The following is a 16,995-nucleotide window of genomic DNA, read 5'->3' on the forward strand; positions in this document are numbered from 1 at the left end:
ACCCCGTTCGTCCTGAGTCATCCCTCCCGTTCGCCCTGAGCTTGTCGAAGGGCTGCGCACCGCCCTCGGCAAGCCTCAAGTGTCTTCAGGAATGCCGGGTTCGCCGTCCAGGATCTGGTACTTGCGCATCTTTTCCCACAGCACCTTGCGGCTGATGCCCAGATGCTGCGCGGTGTCCTGGCGCTTCCAGTCGTTGACCTCCAGCGCCGCGATGATGCGGTTGCGCTCGCCGCTGTTCCAGCCCTTGCGATCGCCATTGCTGTCGAGCGCGACACCGCCACCGCTGCCGCCCCCGCCGTTCCTGTCGGCGGCGATCGCGGGCGCCGGCGTGCCGCGCGTGAGTGCGATGGCGCGCTGGATCAGGTTCTGGTCCCAGCCGCGCAGTTGCCGCGCGATCACACCCACGCGCTCCGCGAGGTTGCGCAACTGCCGCACATTGCCGGGGAAGTAGGTTTCAGCGACCGCATCACTGAGCCAGTGCGGTGTCTCGCCCAGCGTCTCGAGTTCGTCGCCGAGCACGTTGCCCAGCAACGCCTTGAAGATCGCGATCTTGTCGACCTCGCCGCGCTCTTCGAGGCTCGGCACATGCAGCTCGATCACTGCGAGCCGATAGAAAAGGTCGGCGCGAAACTCGCCGCTCGCCACCATCTCGCGCAGGTTGCGGTTGGTCGCCGCCACAAGCCGGAAGTCCACGCGCACCGGCGATGTGGCCCCAAGCCGCGTGACTGCGTTGTCTTCCAGCACGCGCAAGAGCTTCACCTGCTGGTAGCGCGGCAGGTCGCCGATTTCATCGAGGAACAGCGTGCCGCCCGTGGCCTGCTCGAAGTAGCCGCGATGCGCATGCACGGCGCCGGTGAACGAGCCCTTCGTGTGGCCGAAGAACAGCGACTCGAAAAGCCCATCGGGAATCGCGCCGCAGTTCACCGCCACGAACGCGCCCTTGCTGTACGACTGGTGCCCGAGGTGCAGTTGCTGCGCAATGCGCTCCTTGCCCACGCCGGTTTCGCCGCGCACCAGCACCGGATGGTTGCAGTCGGCAAAGGCGCCCACTTCGGAGAGCAGCGCCTTCATCGCTTCGGAGTGCGCCACCAGCACATCGGGCGCCTGCGGCGCGATCTCGCGCGCGCGCAGTTGCCGCACCAGCTTCGCGACCAGCGTGCGCAATTCGGCGCAGGTGAAGTCGTAGGGCAGCACGTGCAGGTACTCGGGCGGATAGGTCCGCGAATCGCGCTCGCGCGACCCCGCGGCCACCCAGATAACCGGCATGCCCTGGAGGAACTCGGTGGCGTGCGCGAGACCGCCGCTGTCGATGACCGTGACGCTGATGATCGCGACCGCAGGCCGCATCGCCACGCCGCGCTCCTGCTGCGGAGGCGGCAGGCCATCGGCCCGTGTGACTTCCACGTCGAAGCTCGCCATGCACCGCGCGATGCGGTCAAGGATGTCGGCTTTGCCTTCCCAGACAAAGAGGTCGAGTTCGTCGAAATGGGTGGGGGAACTCATGCGATTCGGGGACACATAGGAGTGCTGTGCAAATACACAACCTCGTTATAGAAAAGAGAAAAAGATTGAATATTGCAAGTTGGAGCAGCCGCAAATTAATAGACCAACTCTGCGCCTTGCTTGCAACTTAAGCGGGCGCCTACCTCTGTTACGGCTACATTGACTCCTAATGTTTGCAATAGAAAATTCACAAGCGGGTCGAGAAGCGGCGATAAAAGCTTGGACACGATTGTTGTCAACTGGCTGACAACCGAATTCAGCAAGGAAGTCGTGTCAAACAATAAATTTCCCAATATTCCGCTGGACGTGCTTTTATAAGAAAGAATTTCAATATTTGACAAGCTTGCTGCTAGATTGCTTAAGACATTTGTGGCCGAAATTGATTGATAGTGGGGTTGCTGTGAAATTTCCGGAAGATTTTCTGGGATCGGAGATTGAAAAGTCAAATTCTCAGATGTGCCCGCTACTTCGAGGGAATTAATTCTCAGGCCCAAAGAGGCTTCCACTGCGAAATCCGCCTTTGTTCTATCGGCAATCCAAGTTGAACCTTTTTTCCAGTTCAATCCGCTGCATAGGGTCAGAAGGCAGCCATCTGGCTTGACGGTTTGCTTTCCTATTTCAATTAATGAAACAGGATCGGCTTTTGGTATTTTCGGCGGAGAGAAAAATGCCGCCTCCGCGCTTGCAGCATCTACTCCCCATTGGCCCGCATAAATGGTGACCGCTGCTGTTTTTGCCGGAACGATCAGGCTTTTATTGAGCTCTGAAGCACAGCTGTAATTAAGTACGTACGCTTGGCCGCTTGCTGCTTCGATGCCAACGTCAATGTGGGTGGCCGGCGCAATTTTGGCATAGATTGCATTTGCACTGGTGCAAGCAAAGGGAAATGGGCACAGCACACCACCCAAAAAGTTTCCGATAGCCTGAACAAGATTCAAATGAAGAACATTGTTGATGAAAGTCGTAATTGGCGCGAGTTGTGCAAATATCACATTCAGCAGATCGCTCACCGCTGATGTAATTCCACCAATTTCGACCGAAATCAAAGTGCGAATTTGCGCGGTTCGAACGAAAATTTGATCGGAACCGAGAGGATTCAATTGGGCAAGAGCAGGGTTCCCTATTGCAGAGACTTGAGGGGGTTCAATTACTTTCGTTTTAACGAGTACATTTCCAAGTCCAAGAATAGGAAGTTTGACCGTTGCCGCTACCGCACTGTGACTATTGGCAAGCTGCACGACGCCTTCTACGAGTTTAAATACTTGAAGTGTGGCTTCCAGACCGGCTGCAGGTGTTCCACTTTGAAGATTAAGCAGTTCGCCCAGCTTGAGTGGGGTGGGCGAGATCTTGATCTGAGCAATTATTGCTCCAATTGCGTTTATCGCCGCATCCAGCGTGGCGCCAGGTGTTGCCGCATTTTGCCTTTGAAGTACTGTGATTGCTGCTTCAAGCAGTTGTCCGGTCGTGACTTCTGTTTGAAGAACGCTGTCGTAGTTTCCTGCGGAGATGTTCAATTTAACTGCAAGGGCATCCAGGTATTCAAGGAGGCTAATATTGGTATTTAGCAAGCCATTCCAGCCCGCAACTCCCAAATTCAGATTCCCTCCCAAAAGGCCACCGATGACTGCATTCAATAGCGTTGATTGCGAAGCATCTACTACTGCAAGCGTGCTCCTGATATTGAGGGCGGCTTGGGGCTGCTGCTGTGCGGCAACCGCCTGCACGCAGATGGTTCGATCCCCAGAAAGAAATCCTAATAATGCCGGGGGAGATTGAGCGATTCGAACTCGAACTGCATTGAGAGGGGTTCCTCCTGGCAGGAAATGATCGTCTGTGCCGGCAAAGCATCCGGTCGAGCCGGCCGACGCTTGCCCCGCCTGCCAATTGCCGCATTCAGGCGCATTGATAGCGATGCCTGCTGGTAGGTTCTGACCGGCATTGGTGCTGGCCGCACTCGCAGCCAATCCGCAATTGTTTGTAGCAGCGAGCTTTTGGGTACCCGCAAGGGCGGCGAGATCGGCCGCTTTTTGAAACTCTCGCTTCATGAAGAAGTGATATCCGAGTTCCGTGCCGATCAATGCAATCACGATCAGACTCATCGCAATCGCCGCGATGACGATCACGGATCCCTTTTGCTGATGGCGGGGCGTGCGATTCGGTTGCATTGATGAGGCCCCCTAGGAAGCAGGTCTGGCGACAGTCGCCTTCCCGGTGAGCTGAGCATTCGTCACGTCTAGCCAAGAGGCGATGGAAGGAAGAATCGAGTTGGCACCGTATGGATAGGTCACGGTGACCACAACGGTCCCCGCTGATGGGAGGGCGACTACAGGTGGCGCCATCTTTCTGCGCAGCCAGTCCTTCTTCTGCTCGGTGCCGGTGCCTGCTTCAATGGGCGTGATGAGTGCGAAAGCCAGTGCTTCGTAAACAGCATCCTGCACACGGGAGTCACCTGCTTGGACGCTTTGCCCCAGACGCAAGGCTGCTCGCGCGCCATCCTCCGCGGATCGGGACACCACCTGCTGCGTATAGAGCATGACTGCAAAACTCACGATGCCATACAAGGCAAAGAACAACAGACCGAATACCAATGCGAACTCGACCGCTGCAATGCCGCGTTGCTGCCTGGCGTTCGGTCGCAAGCCTCCGGAAAGTCGCTTGGTCATGAGTTGCCCCCGTCAAGAAGCATGCTGGCTTGGCCGGCGATCTGGCTGGGCAGCACCATGCTGAACATCGGTGGCAGCACCAACTCCATTCCTTGTGCTTTCACTGTCACGATGATCCGGCAGCGCTGGTCCCACGATGCATTGGAGGCGCAGGTGTCCGTGCTGCACGGACCCGCGACGCCGCCGGCCACGCTGCACTGCGCCGTCACATCCAAGGGTTTCACGGCAGCTGGCATCCACAGGCTGCGCTGTGTTGCGACTTGCACTGCAACGGACGCACGCTCGGGCGAAGTCGGCTTGTAGCGAAGGGCCGCCCGCGCACCGTCCTCCGCCGCGTTCTGCAGGCCCATGCGAAACGTCAGGAGCACCCCGTAGCTGATGATCCCGTACAGCACGGCAAAGAAGATCAAGAAGACGAACGCAAACTCGATCGCATACACCCCGCGTTGAAACCGGTTCGGCGAACGATGCAGAGATGCGCGGTTCATGCGTGGCTTTCAGAAGAATGAATGCGGTGTCGGCAATGCCGGATCACTTGCTGCCGGTTCCGCTGGTTCCGCCGGTCGACTTGACCGAGGAACTGAATCGTTCGGGAATCGGATATTCGAAGCTCTTGAGGTAACGCTCGTAGCTCCGGTTGGCAACGTTGCCTTCAATCGGACGAGGCCTGGTCGAAGAAACCTCGCCACTGCGCTGCCAGGCGAGCAGATTCGAAGTTGCATCGCCAACCTGGAGCGGAGCGACGTCGAACTCTTCTTCCTCTTGCGAAGCCATCTGGGCGTCTTGTGCTGGAGGCATGGCGGATTCAGCCCCAGGCTTCGAGGGGCCAGTGGTCGACGGGGCATTGCTGGTGACACCAGTACCCTGAGAGCCGCTTGCGGGGGTGGTCTGTGCAAAGGCCGTTGCCGAAAAAAGAAAAAGCGCCGTGGCCAGCGCGCTGGTGGACATGTGGGCAATCCGGCTGACGGACTCGTTATTCTTCATGGTGTGCCTCGTGAAGTCGGGTTCGGGGAGAAAGGCGTCTCCGCGGGCAAGGCCGGCGGGTTCATTTGGTTGGCCGTGCGCACGCCACCCATTCCGGCCCAACGGGAGGCCTTGAGTGCAAGCGGTAAAGCCGTGTCATCGCGGCTGCCCGAAGGCGCGCCGTTCCCCGCAATGGCGGGCACCGCTGCCGCGGCTGGGTTCCCCGGCACCTTGATCTGAGCCGCTGCTTCACGAACGGCGGCGCGCGTCGCCTCGGGCATGCGATTTACGTCCATCAGAGCGGTGGCTTGCTCGCGCTGGTTCGTGGCCTCGAGATAAAGCGCGACATTGGCCTGCGCCTGTTTGCTGTCGGGCTGCAGCTGCAAGGCTTGCATCAGCGGCAGACGCGCCTCTTCGAAGCGACCGGCACGAAGGTTTGCGTAGCCCAGGTCGCTCAGCAGCAGCGGATCGGTTGGCGTGCGACGCTGGGCTTGCTTGAGCAACTGCGCTGCCTCCGCATAGTTGCCACGTGCACCCGCCAGCAGCCCGAGACCTCTGTAGCCAGCACTCTCCAGCGGCGTGGACAGCAAGCTTTTGTAGGCAGCCTCGGCAAGTTCGGCCTGTCCGGTTTGGCGCAGCGCATCGGCGCGCACGCGAGTCGATTCCGGCGTGGTGCCCCAGCGCTGCTCCAGGGCGTCGATGTGCGCGAGCGACGCGAACCACAGTCCTTGTTGCTGCATCTGCTCAACGACCTTGATGTAGGTGGCCTGCGTGTCGATATTGGCGCCGGTCTTCGTGTCGTTGGCATTCTCGAACGCTTGCCGCTGCTGGGCATCTTCGATGGCAGGGTAGCGGTCCTTGGTCGCGGCACAGCCGGCCATCGCGAGAGCAAGGCATGCAGTCGCGACGCACTCGGAGACACGCAGGCCCGATGCAGGCATGAGCGAGGCAATGGCTTTCATTTGGCGGTACTCCCCAGTGCACGGAAGATGGCGATGAAGCCGGGGCCGGCAGTCACGATCACCAGTGCGGGTAACAGCGTCGTGACCATGACGGCGGTCATCTTGACCGTGATCTTGCCAATGCGCTCCTTCATTTCCGAGCGGCGATGCTCGCGAAGGCGATCGCTGAAAGTCCGCAAGGGCTCTTGTACGGCCCCGCCGTGGCGATCGACTTGCACCAGCAACGTCACCAAGCCGCGCAGGTTCTCATCCTTGTGCAGTGTGGCCAGGCGATGCAAGGAATGTTCACGGGTGCGGCCTTGTGAATATTGCCGATTGGCGAGCGTCAATTCATGTCCCAGAACACGCAGCACGTGCGAGAAGTCGGCAGCCATGATCTGAAGGCTTTGATCCAGGCTCATGCCCACGCCTTGCAACAGCTTCAGCAAGTCCACGAAGAGAGGAAGCTCCTTGGCCACTCGTTCTCGGCGGTTGGCCGCGATGCGTCCGAGAATCCACTTGGGACTCATGAAGCCGACCACAAAAAGGGCCGCGAGAACCGGGAACAGGAGGTTCTGTTTGTACCCGGGGCTCCACAACACGAAGGCCACGGCAGGCAGCAGCAACGCCAGCACGATGCGTGTCACCAGAAATATCAGCTGCGTGCGTTGCGAGGACATCCCGCAACGGTCGATGAGGTTGCGATCTTCGTCGGCAACCAGCGCGCGTCCCAGCGGCGATTTCAGCCAATGGAAGGGGAGCTCGACATCCGACTTGTACGGTTGACCAAGGTCGACCTCGGGGTCGGCCGGCACTCCAGCGAATGCCGTCGTCCCACGCTCGATGGCTTTGCCGATGGCTTGTCCACTGCGCGCGCGGCGAAGTTCCGCCGCGATCATTGCACCGCCCGCGACAAGGAGCCCGAGTGCCAGCAGCGCAAGGCTGATCGCTGTCAATGTGCCGGGAGTCAAGGTCATGTGAGCCTCGCGAGCCTGTACAGCAGCAGTGCGCCCGTGGCTTGGAGCCCGAGACCGGAGAAGATAAGGATGCGGCCGGTGCCGTCGTGCCACATACCGAGGAAGTAGGCCGGATTGCTCGCAATGATGGCGGCCCCCACGAGCAGTGGCAGCAACCCGAGGATCCAGGCCGACAGCCGCGTTTCCGATGACAGGGCGATGAGCTCGTGCTCGGCCTGCTCGCGGTCGCGCATGAAATTGCTCACCCGCTCCAGAAGCAGGTCGGCCCGTCCGCCATAGCGCACGCCAAGCCCCAGGATCGAAGACAGCAGGAACATTTCCTCGATACGCACGTGAGTGGCCGTTTGATACAGCGCCTTGTCCAGGTCCACGCCCGCGCGAACCAGGGCGGCGGAGCGCTCCAGGTGCCCGCGCAGCGGCTCCTGAGTGCTGCTGATCGCGAGTTGGAAAGCAGCCTGCGTCGAGTTGCCGATGGTGATGAGGCGCACCATCGTGTCGATGTAGCCGGGCAGCTGGCTGACCAGCTTGCGCCGTACTTTCTGCAGCCGGAGCCAGACCGCGAACGTGCCAAGCAGTGCGAGCAGCAGCAGAACACCCAGCCAGGCGGGCCAGCCGCCGAAGGAGCCGGCGACCAGCGACAGGACGAAGATGATGACGATGCCGAGGACCAGCGTACGGGCCTGGATCACGCCCACCAACCAGTCGGGCATCGCTCGTTCCAGCCAGCGCTTGGGGCGCGCTGCGGCCGCGGTCGCAGCGTCTGTATCGAGCCAGGGGTCAGTGGTCAGTCCGGAGGAGAGAGCATCGGCCGGCGCGGTCGCCCGCATGGGCGGCACCGCCGAAAAGGGCGCAGGTGCATGTGTGCCCGTCCCGGCCTCGATCTGCTGATCGAGGTGGCGGCCGACAGCCTGTTGTGTCTGGCGCTTTTTTGCCAGCTGCCAAAGGAAGAGTCCGCACGCTGCCAGCAACAGCGCCACCACGGCAACGCTGAGCAGTGCGGTTTCACGCACGATGGTCCCCTTGCTGCTGCGCGCGCGCGAACGACTGCCGAAACCGTGTGATCTTCGGGGAGTGCGGCGCGATGCCCAAAGACACCCAGCGATCCTTCTCCTCGCCGTCAGGTCCGGTCACCGGCTCGTAGCGATACAGCTCCTGCATTGCGACCACGTTGTCATTCACACCCGTGACCTCGCTCAGCGAGATGATTCGCCGCTGCCCGTTCGACAAGCGTCCGATCTGCACGATGAAGTCGATCGCGCTCGCGATCTGTCGGCGCAGGCTCACTTCGCTGCCCTGGTAGCCCGCGAAGCCCGAAAGCATTTCGAGGCGATAGAGGCACTCGCGCGGTGAGCTCGCGTGAATGGTGCCCATCGAGCCTTCATGGCCAGTGTTCATCGCCTGCAGCATCTCGATCACTTCGGCACCGCGCACTTCGCCCACGATGATGCGGTCGGGCCGCATGCGCAGACTGTTGCGCAGCAGGTCGCGGATCGAGATCACGCCTTGGCCGTCGAAGCCGCCCGGCCGGCTTTCGAGCCGCACCACGTGGCTGGTGCTGAGCGAGAGTTCCGCCGTGTCCTCGATCGTGATCACGCGCTCGCGTCCCGGAATGAAGCTGGCCAGCGCATTGAGCAGTGAGGTTTTTCCCGAACTGGTGCCACCGCTCACGAGCACGTTGCAGCGCGCACGCACTGCAATCTCGAGCAGTTGCGCCATGCCGGCGTCGAAGGTGCCGAGCTTCACGAGGTCGGCCGGCGTGAGCGGCTCCTTGCGGAATTTTCGGATCGATACCGACAGGCCATCGATCGCCAGCGGCTCGATGATCACGTTGATGCGGCCCCCGTCGGGCAGGCGCGCATCGACCATCGGATTGGCTTCGTCCAGCCGGCGGCCCAACGGCGCGAGGATGCGGCGCACGATGCGCATCACGTGCTCGGAATCGGCGAAGCGCAGGGTCTCGCGCTCCAGCATGCCGTGGCGCGAGACATAGACGTTCTGATAGCCGTTGATCAGGATGTCTTCTACCGCGGGGTCGTTGAGCAGATCCTCCAGCGGACCGAAACCCGCGAGTTCCTTGGTGAGCGCATTGGAGATGAGCTGCATCTCGCGGTCGTTGATCGGCACGCGGCGCAAGCGCACGAAGCTGTCGACCTCGAGTTCGACGAACTGCTGGATCGACGCGCGCGACCAGCGGCCGAACTCGGCCCCCAGTTCCTCGATGCGGCTCAACAGATGGTCATGCGTCCAGCTCTTGATGTCCTGGAACTGCTGGGAGTTGATGAACGCCTGGTCGTCATCGGCGAATTCGATATCGGTGGACATGGGCTGTTCAACCTTGAGTGGAGCTCTTGCGGAAGCCGGTGACCTTCGACATCAGCGCCGTCCAGCGCGGATCCTTGGCTGGGGGCTGGGCGGAGCCAGACGTGTATTCGTTGTGAAGACTGCGCGCGAGGCTGGCCACGGCCTGCGAGTACGCGTCGTTGCGTGCGGTGCGCACCAGCATTTCGCCGCGGCTCGCAGCCGAAAGCAGCTGTGCGCTGCGCGCCGGCAGCACATGGCGCAGCGGCAGTTCGAGCCGGTCGGCGATGTCCTTTGCCGAAAGGCCGACATGGCTGTCGAACTTGTTCACCACCAGCGACATCTGGCTGGTCTCGATTCCACGGGTGCGCAGTTCCTTGAGCATGGCGGCAGTGGAAACGATGGCGCCGATGCTCTGGTCGCAGACGACCCAGGAGTGGCGCGCCTCCTTCGAGGTCTGCGCCACGAAATCGATTGTCGAAAAACCACCGAGGTCGGCGATCTGGAAATCGAAGAAATCACCCAGCCGCTTGATCAGCGCAACCGAGTCGGCGTGGGAAATCTCGCGTACCTGCGCGAGGTTCGCGGGCAATGGCAGCACCGCGATGCCGCTGCTGTGATGAGCGAAAGCGGTGTGCAGCAGCGTCTGGTCAAGGCGGCGAAGGTTGCGCACGCCATCGACGAAGCTGAAGCCGCTCTGCGTATCGAGGTACAGCAGGCCGTCACGCGCAGGCAGTCCGAGGTCGAGCAGCGCCACGCCTTGCCGCGTATTGCGGGCTTGCGAAGGGTCGGGCGCCGTTGCCTGCGCCTTCGCTTGGGCCAGTTGGTCGTTGAGTACCAGAGAGAGGCTGGTCGCAAGTGTGGTCACGCCTATGCCAGCGCGTGCGCCAAGCAGCGCAAGCGTGCATCCACGCGTGCCGGGTTGCATGCTGCTGCGCCGATCGAGCAGCTTATGCAGCGCTTGGATCGCATCGATAGGCGGCGCCAACATGTCGACGAAATCGTCCACGCCGGCGCGCAGCGCGGCAAGCATCGAAGCGGGCTCGGCCGAGATGCCCGTCGCCAGCACGGCCAGTGCCGGCCAATCGCGCTTGAGGCGGTGATTGAGTTCCGTCGCCGCCTGCGCGTTATCGCCGGAAAAATCGAGAAACACTGCCGAGGGGCTGAGCAGGGTAATGCGTTCGTCGATCGATTTGAGGTCAGGTGGCACCACCACCACCGTGCCCAGCTTGCCGAGCGCGTCGGTCAGCCACGTGATGTGACCGCCATCGGGCGAGGCGAAGAGATAAGTCTCTGCACCGATCTCGGGAAGGCTGTCTCGGGGCGCGTTCATGGTGGGGGTTACAGGTCCTGCGCGGCTGGTTTCCATCAACGAGAGAAGCCTGGCACCGTCGTGCCGGATGCCGGACCCAGGAGGTGCGCGCGCCACACGGGGCCGTCGCGCTGCTCGGCACCGCCGGGCAGGTACGGCGTGAGGTCGGTGTCGCGAGCAATCGGCTTCACGAGATGCGGCGTGACGAGGATCACGAGTTCCTTCTCGTTCATCTGGTACTTGTTCTGCTTGAAGAAGGTTCCGAGTACCGGGATGTCGCCGAGCAGCGGCACCTTGTCAGCGTTCGAGGTCGTGGTGCGGCTCACGAGGCCGCCGATGATGAAGCTCTCGCCATCGCCGAGTTCGACTGTGGTGTCGGCGCGGCGGGTGCTGATCGCTGGCACGGCCACGCCGTTGATGCTCACAGCGTTGGTGTAGTCGAGGTCGCTGGCTTCGGGCGCCACCTTGAGGACGATGCGCTCATTCGACAGCACCGTGGGCGTCAGCGTGAGGCCAATCCCGAAGGGCTTGTATTCGATGCTGGTGGTGCCCAGGCCTTGCGGCACAGGCACGGGCAGCTCGCCACCTGCCAGGAAGCTTGCGCTCTGGCCCGACAGCGCCACCAGCGTGGGCTCGGCAAGCACGCGCGCCATGCCGTTGCCTTCGAGGAAGCCAACGTTCAGGCCGATGCCGGCCTTGCCGAAGTTGAACAGCAGGCTGAAGGCTTGTGCGAGGGGATTGTTGTTTTCACCGCTGATGCTGCCGTCCGAGTTGAAGGTGGCGGACTTCAGCGACGAGGGCGTGAAGCTTCCAAAGCTGAAACCATTGGAGTTGGCGCGTGTGCTGAAGATGTTGAGGCCGGCTTGCTTGAGCACGCTTCGGTTGAACTCGACGACCTTGACCTCGACCTGCACCGTGTTGCTGCGCACGCTGACGACCGAGCGGTCGAGCAGCACAGACTTCTCGCCGCTGGCGGCCAGAGCGGTGTCGCGCGCTTCCTGGTGTGCGGTCATGCTGCCGAGGGTGCCTGTGAGCGTGGCGCTGCGGCGGCCTACTTCGAGTGCATAGACCGTGGCAGTCGACTGGCCTTTTTCCCAGACCATCAGCGTGGTCCGCCCTGCAGCTTTGCCGGTGATGATCAGCCGTGCAGCTACTGAATTCGGGGACTGACGGGTGAGCGCTACCCCGGCGACTGCCTCGTCGGCGATCGCCATGCGTTCGATGCCCTTGGGGATCAACAACTCCTTCTGCGTGCCAGCGTCCACAAGCAGGCGAATCGGTTGGCGCTGCGCTGTCGCTTGAGAGTCTGCCGCGAATGCCAGGGGCCATGCGCCCGGTGCCATCAGGCACAACGCGACGACTGTCAGGCGCAAAGGGTGGGCATGGCCTGCGGATGTCGCGCGGAGGGGAAGCGTCATGGTGTTTTTTTCCTGCATTGAATGCATGGCTTGGCGCTGGGTGCCGATTAGTAGTTGATGGTTTCGCTGCGGTCGCCGCGAATCACTTCGACCTTGTTGAGTCCGCCGCTGCGGCTGCCGCCAGTTGCGGTTGTTGCTGTGCGCCGTACTGCGACAGCAGGCACGGCGCCAGGCTTGCCGCCGTTCACGAAATCGGCGGCGGTCATTCCGGCCTGTGCGCGGTCCAGGCCTTCGAGCGGTGCCCGGCGCGGTTCGCCTGGTTTTGTTGGGGCCGGCTGCAGGGCAGTGGGCAATTCGGCGAACAGCTTCGGATCGGGCTCCAGCATGTCGGTGGGATTGCGAAGCGCCAACAGCAGGCGACCGCTGTTCTCCGCGAGCGTCAGGCGATTGATGTCGTCCACCGGCACCGCGAGCACGACCGTCCGTGCGGCTTCGGTGCGCTGTTGCTGTGCCTGGGGATTGCTGTTTTTGTCGGTCTTCGAAGGCAGGCCGTCGACCGAGGCATTGCCGAAGGCCAGCACACGCTTGCGTGACAGCAGCAGGCGCGCTTGGCTGCGGTCGATGTCCTTGTTGTCGGATTTCAGCATGAGGAAGACGTCGACGAAATCACCGGGCTGGACTTTGTTTCCCACCCCCATGACTTCGTCGGCCTTGACTGCCACGGCACGTTCGCCTTCGGAAACGCGCAATGCGAGGCCGGAGACCAATTGGCCTTCAAGAAGCGGGGAGCCTATGCCCAAGTCGATCACGGGGACGCGGCCGGCGAGAGGCGCCGTTTCCTTGAAGGCCCCCGTCGGGTTGATCGTCAACTGCTCCACGCGAAGGGCATCGACCGGGATCGCTTGCCCGGCGGGCAAGGGCTTGGCCGCGACGACGACGGGGAATGTTTGTGTCTGCGCACTCTTTGTCGTAGCTGCGCCAGATGCCGCGGCTACTGGCGGCGGGGGCGGTGCTTTGCGGCTGAGGACCCATGCATAGCCTCCGAGCGCGAGAGCCAAAAGCACCAGGATGGCGGCGATGATTTTTGTGAGATTGATCATGGGCAGCGATCAGGAAGGTGGGCGGGCATTCGGGAACCGTCGATGAATGGGTAGCAGGCAGAGCGCTACGAGCTCTGCCTGCTCCAGACCATCCACGCAACCGTGGCAAATGCGAGATAAGCGGCGTAAGGAATGAACCGCTTTCGCCCCGCTGATCGGGCTTCGCCGGAAGGAAGGGGCTGGCTAAAAAGCAAACCTGAAAACTTGGGAAACAGCGGCCAACGCTGAAAAAAGATCCAAAGCAGCGCATGGACTGCTGCAAGGAGGCTGCTGATGATCCAGATGGGCAACAGGGCGCTGAGCCCCACCCAAAGTCCGAGGGCGCCCGCGAACTTCACGTCGCCAGCTCCCATGAGCCCAGTGGCGTAAACCAAGAGCAAGCAACCGAAGCCGACAGCCGCGCCGAGCAGGCTTGATTGCCAATCGCTCTTGAAAGGGCTGTCCCCCAGGGCCAGTGCTGCCAGAGCCAAAGCGGCTCCAACGAGCACCAGCCAGTTGGGAACACGACGTTCACGGAAGTCATAGACGGCGACAAAAAGTAGCCAAAGGAGGCAAATCGGCGCCGATGCCATGATTGAACCGGAAAACGGTCAAGTGAGCGCATCCAGAATGGTTTGAAATTTCTGTTCAATCGTTGTGCCGAGAGATGTCAAAACGGTCACAAGAACCGCTGCAATCAATCCGGCAATAAGGCCGTATTCAATTGCGGTAGCACCTTCTTCATCACGAATAAAACGAGTAATAGAACTGAACATGATTGACCCCTTGAGGAGAGTTGAACAACGACTGGCAGAGCGAATGTTATACAGAGTAACTCCCTGTATCAACACTGAAAACCCCCAGGGGTGAGGTCCTCCGTGTGCTAATGGGGAAGTACATAGCAGGATGGCGGCCAGCCTCCTGCCACCCAGTCCAGGACGATCCTGGTCAGGGTTGTTAACAATCTAGAGACGTATTTTTCCCTCTGTAAACCGCGTCCGACCTCCCATGAAGATGGGAGGGAACGTTACGGTGGCGGGAACGCGCGGGAGGGGGGTGTTACGGGAACAAACGCGTTACGTGTTACGTAGCACGGGGCTCGGAAGGCGAGTTGTAACACCCAAAATAGGCACTTTCGGTGCGCAAAAAATCACAGATTGGGGGGGGGCCCCCATCGCCGTCAGGGCTTCGACAGGGTGTTCAGCCCAAGATTTCTTCGTGAAAGAGCTTCCACTCGCTGCCTTGGCGCAGCCAGTACTGGCGCCGGGTGCGCCCGCTCTTTTCGCCTTCGAACACTTCCCCGAAGGTGGCGACCATGGTGTCGTCGCCGTCGCGCCAGTGCAGGTAGGACATGTCCTTGAACTGGACGCGCTTGCCCTGGGCATATTCGACTTCGTCGTGTGGAGCCGAATTACCGTCGATGGGTTTTTTGCTGCTGCGCTGGAAATCCGGTAAATAGAATTTCTTTAATTGCGCTTCATTTCCGCTGGCCCGTGTATCTTTCCAGGCGGTAATTGCATTGGTAAATGTCTGGGCTTCTTTTTCGGCCTGCGGCGGCGAAATCCATTGCAGGCTGCGGGCGGTGACCACCGGCGTGGCGCCGATCTGCACCTTGCGCAGCAACTGCTTGAGGTCCGGGTTGGCCATGACCACGCAGCCGTCGCTCGCGAGCGGCGCCCGGGCGAACTGCTGGGGCGGGGTGCCGTGCAGCCAGATGCCTCCGCCGGTGCGGCCGCGCCGCACGTCGTAGGGGTTCGGGTAGTTGATGGGCAGGGCGCCCGCGCCGTAGAAGTCTTTCAGCGACTTCGGGTCGAGCCTGCTGGTGATGTAGTACACGCCCAGCGGGGTGCGCGCATCGCCCTCGGCGAGCTTGTCGGTGCCCGACTTGCCGACCGAGATGTAGTAGTCGGCCACCAGCTTCAACCCCTTGTCGGAGTTCTCCAGCAGGTACAGGCGCGAGCGCGAGGCATCGACCGCAATGGCGTAGCGGCTCTTGGTCGAGAGCGACAGGAACTGCGAGGGCACGGTGCCCACCGGCGGCCGCTCGCGCAGTGCCTGCAGGCGGCGGCGCGATTCCTCGTGCAGCTCGGACATGGCCGGGTTGCCGCGCATCTTGGCGATGCCGGCCGTGTCGGGAAGCGAATTCGTGGGCGGCAGTTGTGCCGCGAGCAGGTCGCCGTAGACAAGCTGCGCGAGCTGGAAGTTTGGATAGTCCCGCACCAGATCGCGCGCCTTGGCGAGCGCAGGGCGGGCCTGGCCGCGGCCGAACATTTCGTAGACAGAGATCAGGCGGGCTTCGGCGCTGCTGGCTTCCTGGATCGACCCGGCAGGTGCGGCCTTGCGGGCCGGTTTGGCTGCGGATGCCGTCCGGGTCTCTGCCAGCGCGGCCTTCTTGCCCTTGGCCTGCACCGACGACTTGCCGGGGCCGCCCCGCGCTTCCCTGGCGGAAGCACGGCTGCCGGACGAGGCGTGCGCCGCGCCGCGGCTGCCGGTGCTGCTCTTGCCGGCCTTAGCGCTGCTGCTGCTGGTCTTTGCGCTGCCCGTCTTGTTCGATGAAGCGAAGGCGGCGCCGGGTGCTGCCAGCATCAGCGCCGATGCGGTCATCAGCGCTGCGAGCAGGTTTCCGCGGCGCGGGAACGGAGGATTCTTGAGCCGGCCGAGCCGGACGATGTCTGCCACTAGCCGCCGACGCTTTCCTTGCGAATGTGCCATTGATTGCCCGAGCGCTGCATGTCCAGCGTCTTCCGGCTTGAGATGTTGAGGTTGTCCGCGCGGTAGATCTGGCGGAACTTCGCCGTGGCGTTCTGCCCGTCGACCTTGATCACGAGGTTCTCGATGTTCACGCTGATGCTCGACTTGCCGACGATGCGGGCGCGCCGTTCTTCTTCCCAGCCCTTGCGGCTCTGGCCGCCGCCGGGTGCGAAGTCGGGGCCGTAGGCGGCGAAGTAGCGGTCCATGTCCTGGCCGGCCCAGGCGGAAGCCCAGCCGCGCACCGCGGTTTCGACTTCGGCGCTGGAGGCCGGTGCGGCAGCAGGTGCCGGCGCCGGAGCGGCTTCAGGGGCCTTGGCGGCCGGCGCAGCCGCGACCTTGGCGGGGGCCGGAGCGGGCGCAGGTGCAGGTGCAGGTGTTGCGACGGGCGCGGGCGCTGCTGCCACCTTGGCGGGAGCAGGAGCAGGAGCCGGCGCGGGTGCAGCGGCAGGTGCTGGCGCCTTCGCGGCGGGCGCGGGCCGTGCGGCCTCGGGCGCTGCCGCCACCAGCGTCGCGGTCTTGGCACCCGGTGTCGGCGTGAAGAGCGTGCGGATCACGGCCAGCTTGGGCTGCACCGCGGTGTTGTTCTGGTCGAGCTGCAGCGCCTTGCTGTAGGCCTGGCTCGCGAGCCGCGCATACACGTCGCCGAGGTTCTCCTGGGCGGTGGCGTAGCTGGGGTTGGTGCGAATGGCGCTTTCCAGCGCGCTGCGGGCCTTGTCGAACTGGTTCTGGCTCGCGTAGATCACCGCGAGGTTGTTGAACGGCTCGGGCAGTTCGGGTGCGTCCTGCGTGAGCTGGGTGAAGGCGGCGATCGCCTCGGCGCGCTTGCCGGTGTCCAGCTGGATCACGCCCTTCAGAAAGCGCATCTGCGGATCGCGGGGCTTGTCCTTCAGGAACGCATCGGCTTTTGCCATCGCCTCGTCGAGCTTGCCGGCCTGCATGAGGCGGTCGACGTCTTCGTGCTCGATCGCGGCCAGTGCCGGCAGTGCCACGCCGCAGGTGGCAACGGCCAGCAGCAGTGCGCGCACGGTGGGAGAAAAGGAGAAGCGGGCGCGAGGCCGGGGGCTCTTGGGCATTGCGGACAAGACCTCGTAGGGGTGGATAACGCAGCAGGTTGGGCGGCAGGCATTGTAAGTGGGCGGGTAACCCTCCG

Annotated in this window: 16 protein-coding genes; all 16 read right to left on the bottom strand. The window is 62.3% G+C overall.

The genetic code is table 11. The features are described from left to right. Nucleotides 1-75: 75 nt before the first annotated feature. The 16 genes from QFZ83_RS01495 to QFZ83_RS01570 all read right to left on the bottom strand — a co-directional run bounded on the left by QFZ83_RS01495 (nt 76) and on the right by QFZ83_RS01570 (nt 16,918). Nucleotides 76-1,503 carry a sigma 54-interacting transcriptional regulator gene (locus QFZ83_RS01495; RefSeq protein WP_307501763.1) on the bottom strand — a complete coding sequence of 476 codons (1,428 nt, stop codon included), beginning with the start codon at nt 1,501-1,503 and terminating at the stop codon, nt 76-78. A 95-nt stretch (nt 1,504-1,598) separates the two neighbouring features. After that, nucleotides 1,599-3,626 carry a TadG family pilus assembly protein gene (locus tag QFZ83_RS01500; RefSeq protein WP_307501766.1) on the bottom strand — a complete coding sequence of 676 codons (2,028 nt, stop codon included), beginning with the start codon at nt 3,624-3,626 and terminating at the stop codon, nt 1,599-1,601. A gap of 54 nt (nt 3,627-3,680) precedes the next feature. Further along, entirely contained in the window at nt 3,681-4,166 is a 486-nt protein-coding gene (locus tag QFZ83_RS01505) for a TadE/TadG family type IV pilus assembly protein (protein ID WP_307501770.1), read from the bottom strand. Further along, complete coding sequence (locus QFZ83_RS01510; protein ID WP_307501772.1) at nt 4,163-4,654, bottom strand: TadE/TadG family type IV pilus assembly protein; 492 nt, start codon at nt 4,652-4,654, stop codon at nt 4,163-4,165. Before QFZ83_RS01510 ends, QFZ83_RS01505 begins: the two co-directional genes overlap by 4 nt. A gap of 43 nt (nt 4,655-4,697) precedes the next feature. Next, nucleotides 4,698-5,150: a DUF3613 domain-containing protein gene (locus QFZ83_RS01515; RefSeq protein ID WP_307501775.1), complete on the bottom strand. Its 453-nt coding sequence runs from the start codon at nt 5,148-5,150 to the stop codon at nt 4,698-4,700. Continuing rightward, nucleotides 5,147-6,091 (bottom strand): tetratricopeptide repeat protein, encoded by a 945-nt coding sequence (locus QFZ83_RS01520; RefSeq protein ID WP_307501777.1) that lies wholly within the window; start codon nt 6,089-6,091, stop codon nt 5,147-5,149. Before QFZ83_RS01520 ends, QFZ83_RS01515 begins: the two co-directional genes overlap by 4 nt. Beyond that, nucleotides 6,088-7,047: a type II secretion system F family protein gene (locus QFZ83_RS01525; protein ID WP_307501780.1), complete on the bottom strand. Its 960-nt coding sequence runs from the start codon at nt 7,045-7,047 to the stop codon at nt 6,088-6,090. Before QFZ83_RS01525 ends, QFZ83_RS01520 begins: the two co-directional genes overlap by 4 nt. After that, nucleotides 7,044-8,057 carry a type II secretion system F family protein gene (locus QFZ83_RS01530; protein WP_307501783.1) on the bottom strand — a complete coding sequence of 338 codons (1,014 nt, stop codon included), beginning with the start codon at nt 8,055-8,057 and terminating at the stop codon, nt 7,044-7,046. Before QFZ83_RS01530 ends, QFZ83_RS01525 begins: the two co-directional genes overlap by 4 nt. Beyond that, a complete protein-coding gene (locus QFZ83_RS01535) occupies nt 8,050-9,369 on the bottom strand; it encodes a CpaF family protein (protein WP_307501787.1) in 1,320 nt (439 codons plus the stop codon). The genes QFZ83_RS01530 and QFZ83_RS01535 overlap by 8 nt, the downstream gene beginning before the upstream one ends. Nucleotides 9,370-9,376: 7 nt before the next feature. Beyond that, the gene (locus tag QFZ83_RS01540; RefSeq protein WP_307501790.1) at nt 9,377-10,714 is read right to left on the bottom strand and encodes a histidine kinase; all 1,338 of its coding nucleotides are present in this window, start codon (nt 10,712-10,714) and stop codon (nt 9,377-9,379) included. After that, nucleotides 10,714-12,000, bottom strand: a complete 1,287-nt coding sequence (locus tag QFZ83_RS01545; RefSeq protein WP_373457522.1) for a type II and III secretion system protein family protein — start codon at nt 11,998-12,000, stop codon at nt 10,714-10,716. Before QFZ83_RS01545 ends, QFZ83_RS01540 begins: the two co-directional genes overlap by 1 nt. A 122-nt stretch (nt 12,001-12,122) precedes the next feature. Next, nucleotides 12,123-13,115, bottom strand: a complete 993-nt coding sequence (cpaB, locus tag QFZ83_RS01550; protein WP_307501796.1) for a Flp pilus assembly protein CpaB — start codon at nt 13,113-13,115, stop codon at nt 12,123-12,125. 65 nt (nt 13,116-13,180) lie between these two features. Further along, nucleotides 13,181-13,687: a prepilin peptidase gene (locus tag QFZ83_RS01555; protein WP_307501800.1), complete on the bottom strand. Its 507-nt coding sequence runs from the start codon at nt 13,685-13,687 to the stop codon at nt 13,181-13,183. Between the two features lie 18 nt (nt 13,688-13,705). Then, nucleotides 13,706-13,870: a Flp family type IVb pilin gene (locus QFZ83_RS01560; RefSeq protein WP_307501803.1), complete on the bottom strand. Its 165-nt coding sequence runs from the start codon at nt 13,868-13,870 to the stop codon at nt 13,706-13,708. Between the two features lie 424 nt (nt 13,871-14,294). Beyond that, the gene (locus tag QFZ83_RS01565; protein WP_373424170.1) at nt 14,295-15,806 is read right to left on the bottom strand and encodes a murein L,D-transpeptidase family protein; all 1,512 of its coding nucleotides are present in this window, start codon (nt 15,804-15,806) and stop codon (nt 14,295-14,297) included. After that, complete coding sequence (locus QFZ83_RS01570) at nt 15,773-16,918, bottom strand: nuclear transport factor 2 family protein (RefSeq protein WP_307501808.1); 1,146 nt, start codon at nt 16,916-16,918, stop codon at nt 15,773-15,775. Before QFZ83_RS01570 ends, QFZ83_RS01565 begins: the two co-directional genes overlap by 34 nt. Nucleotides 16,919-16,995 lie beyond the last annotated feature (77 nt).

The sequence above is a fragment of the Variovorax sp. W1I1 genome (assembly GCF_030815625.1).
Classification (GTDB): domain Bacteria; phylum Pseudomonadota; class Gammaproteobacteria; order Burkholderiales; family Burkholderiaceae_C; genus Variovorax; species Variovorax paradoxus_C.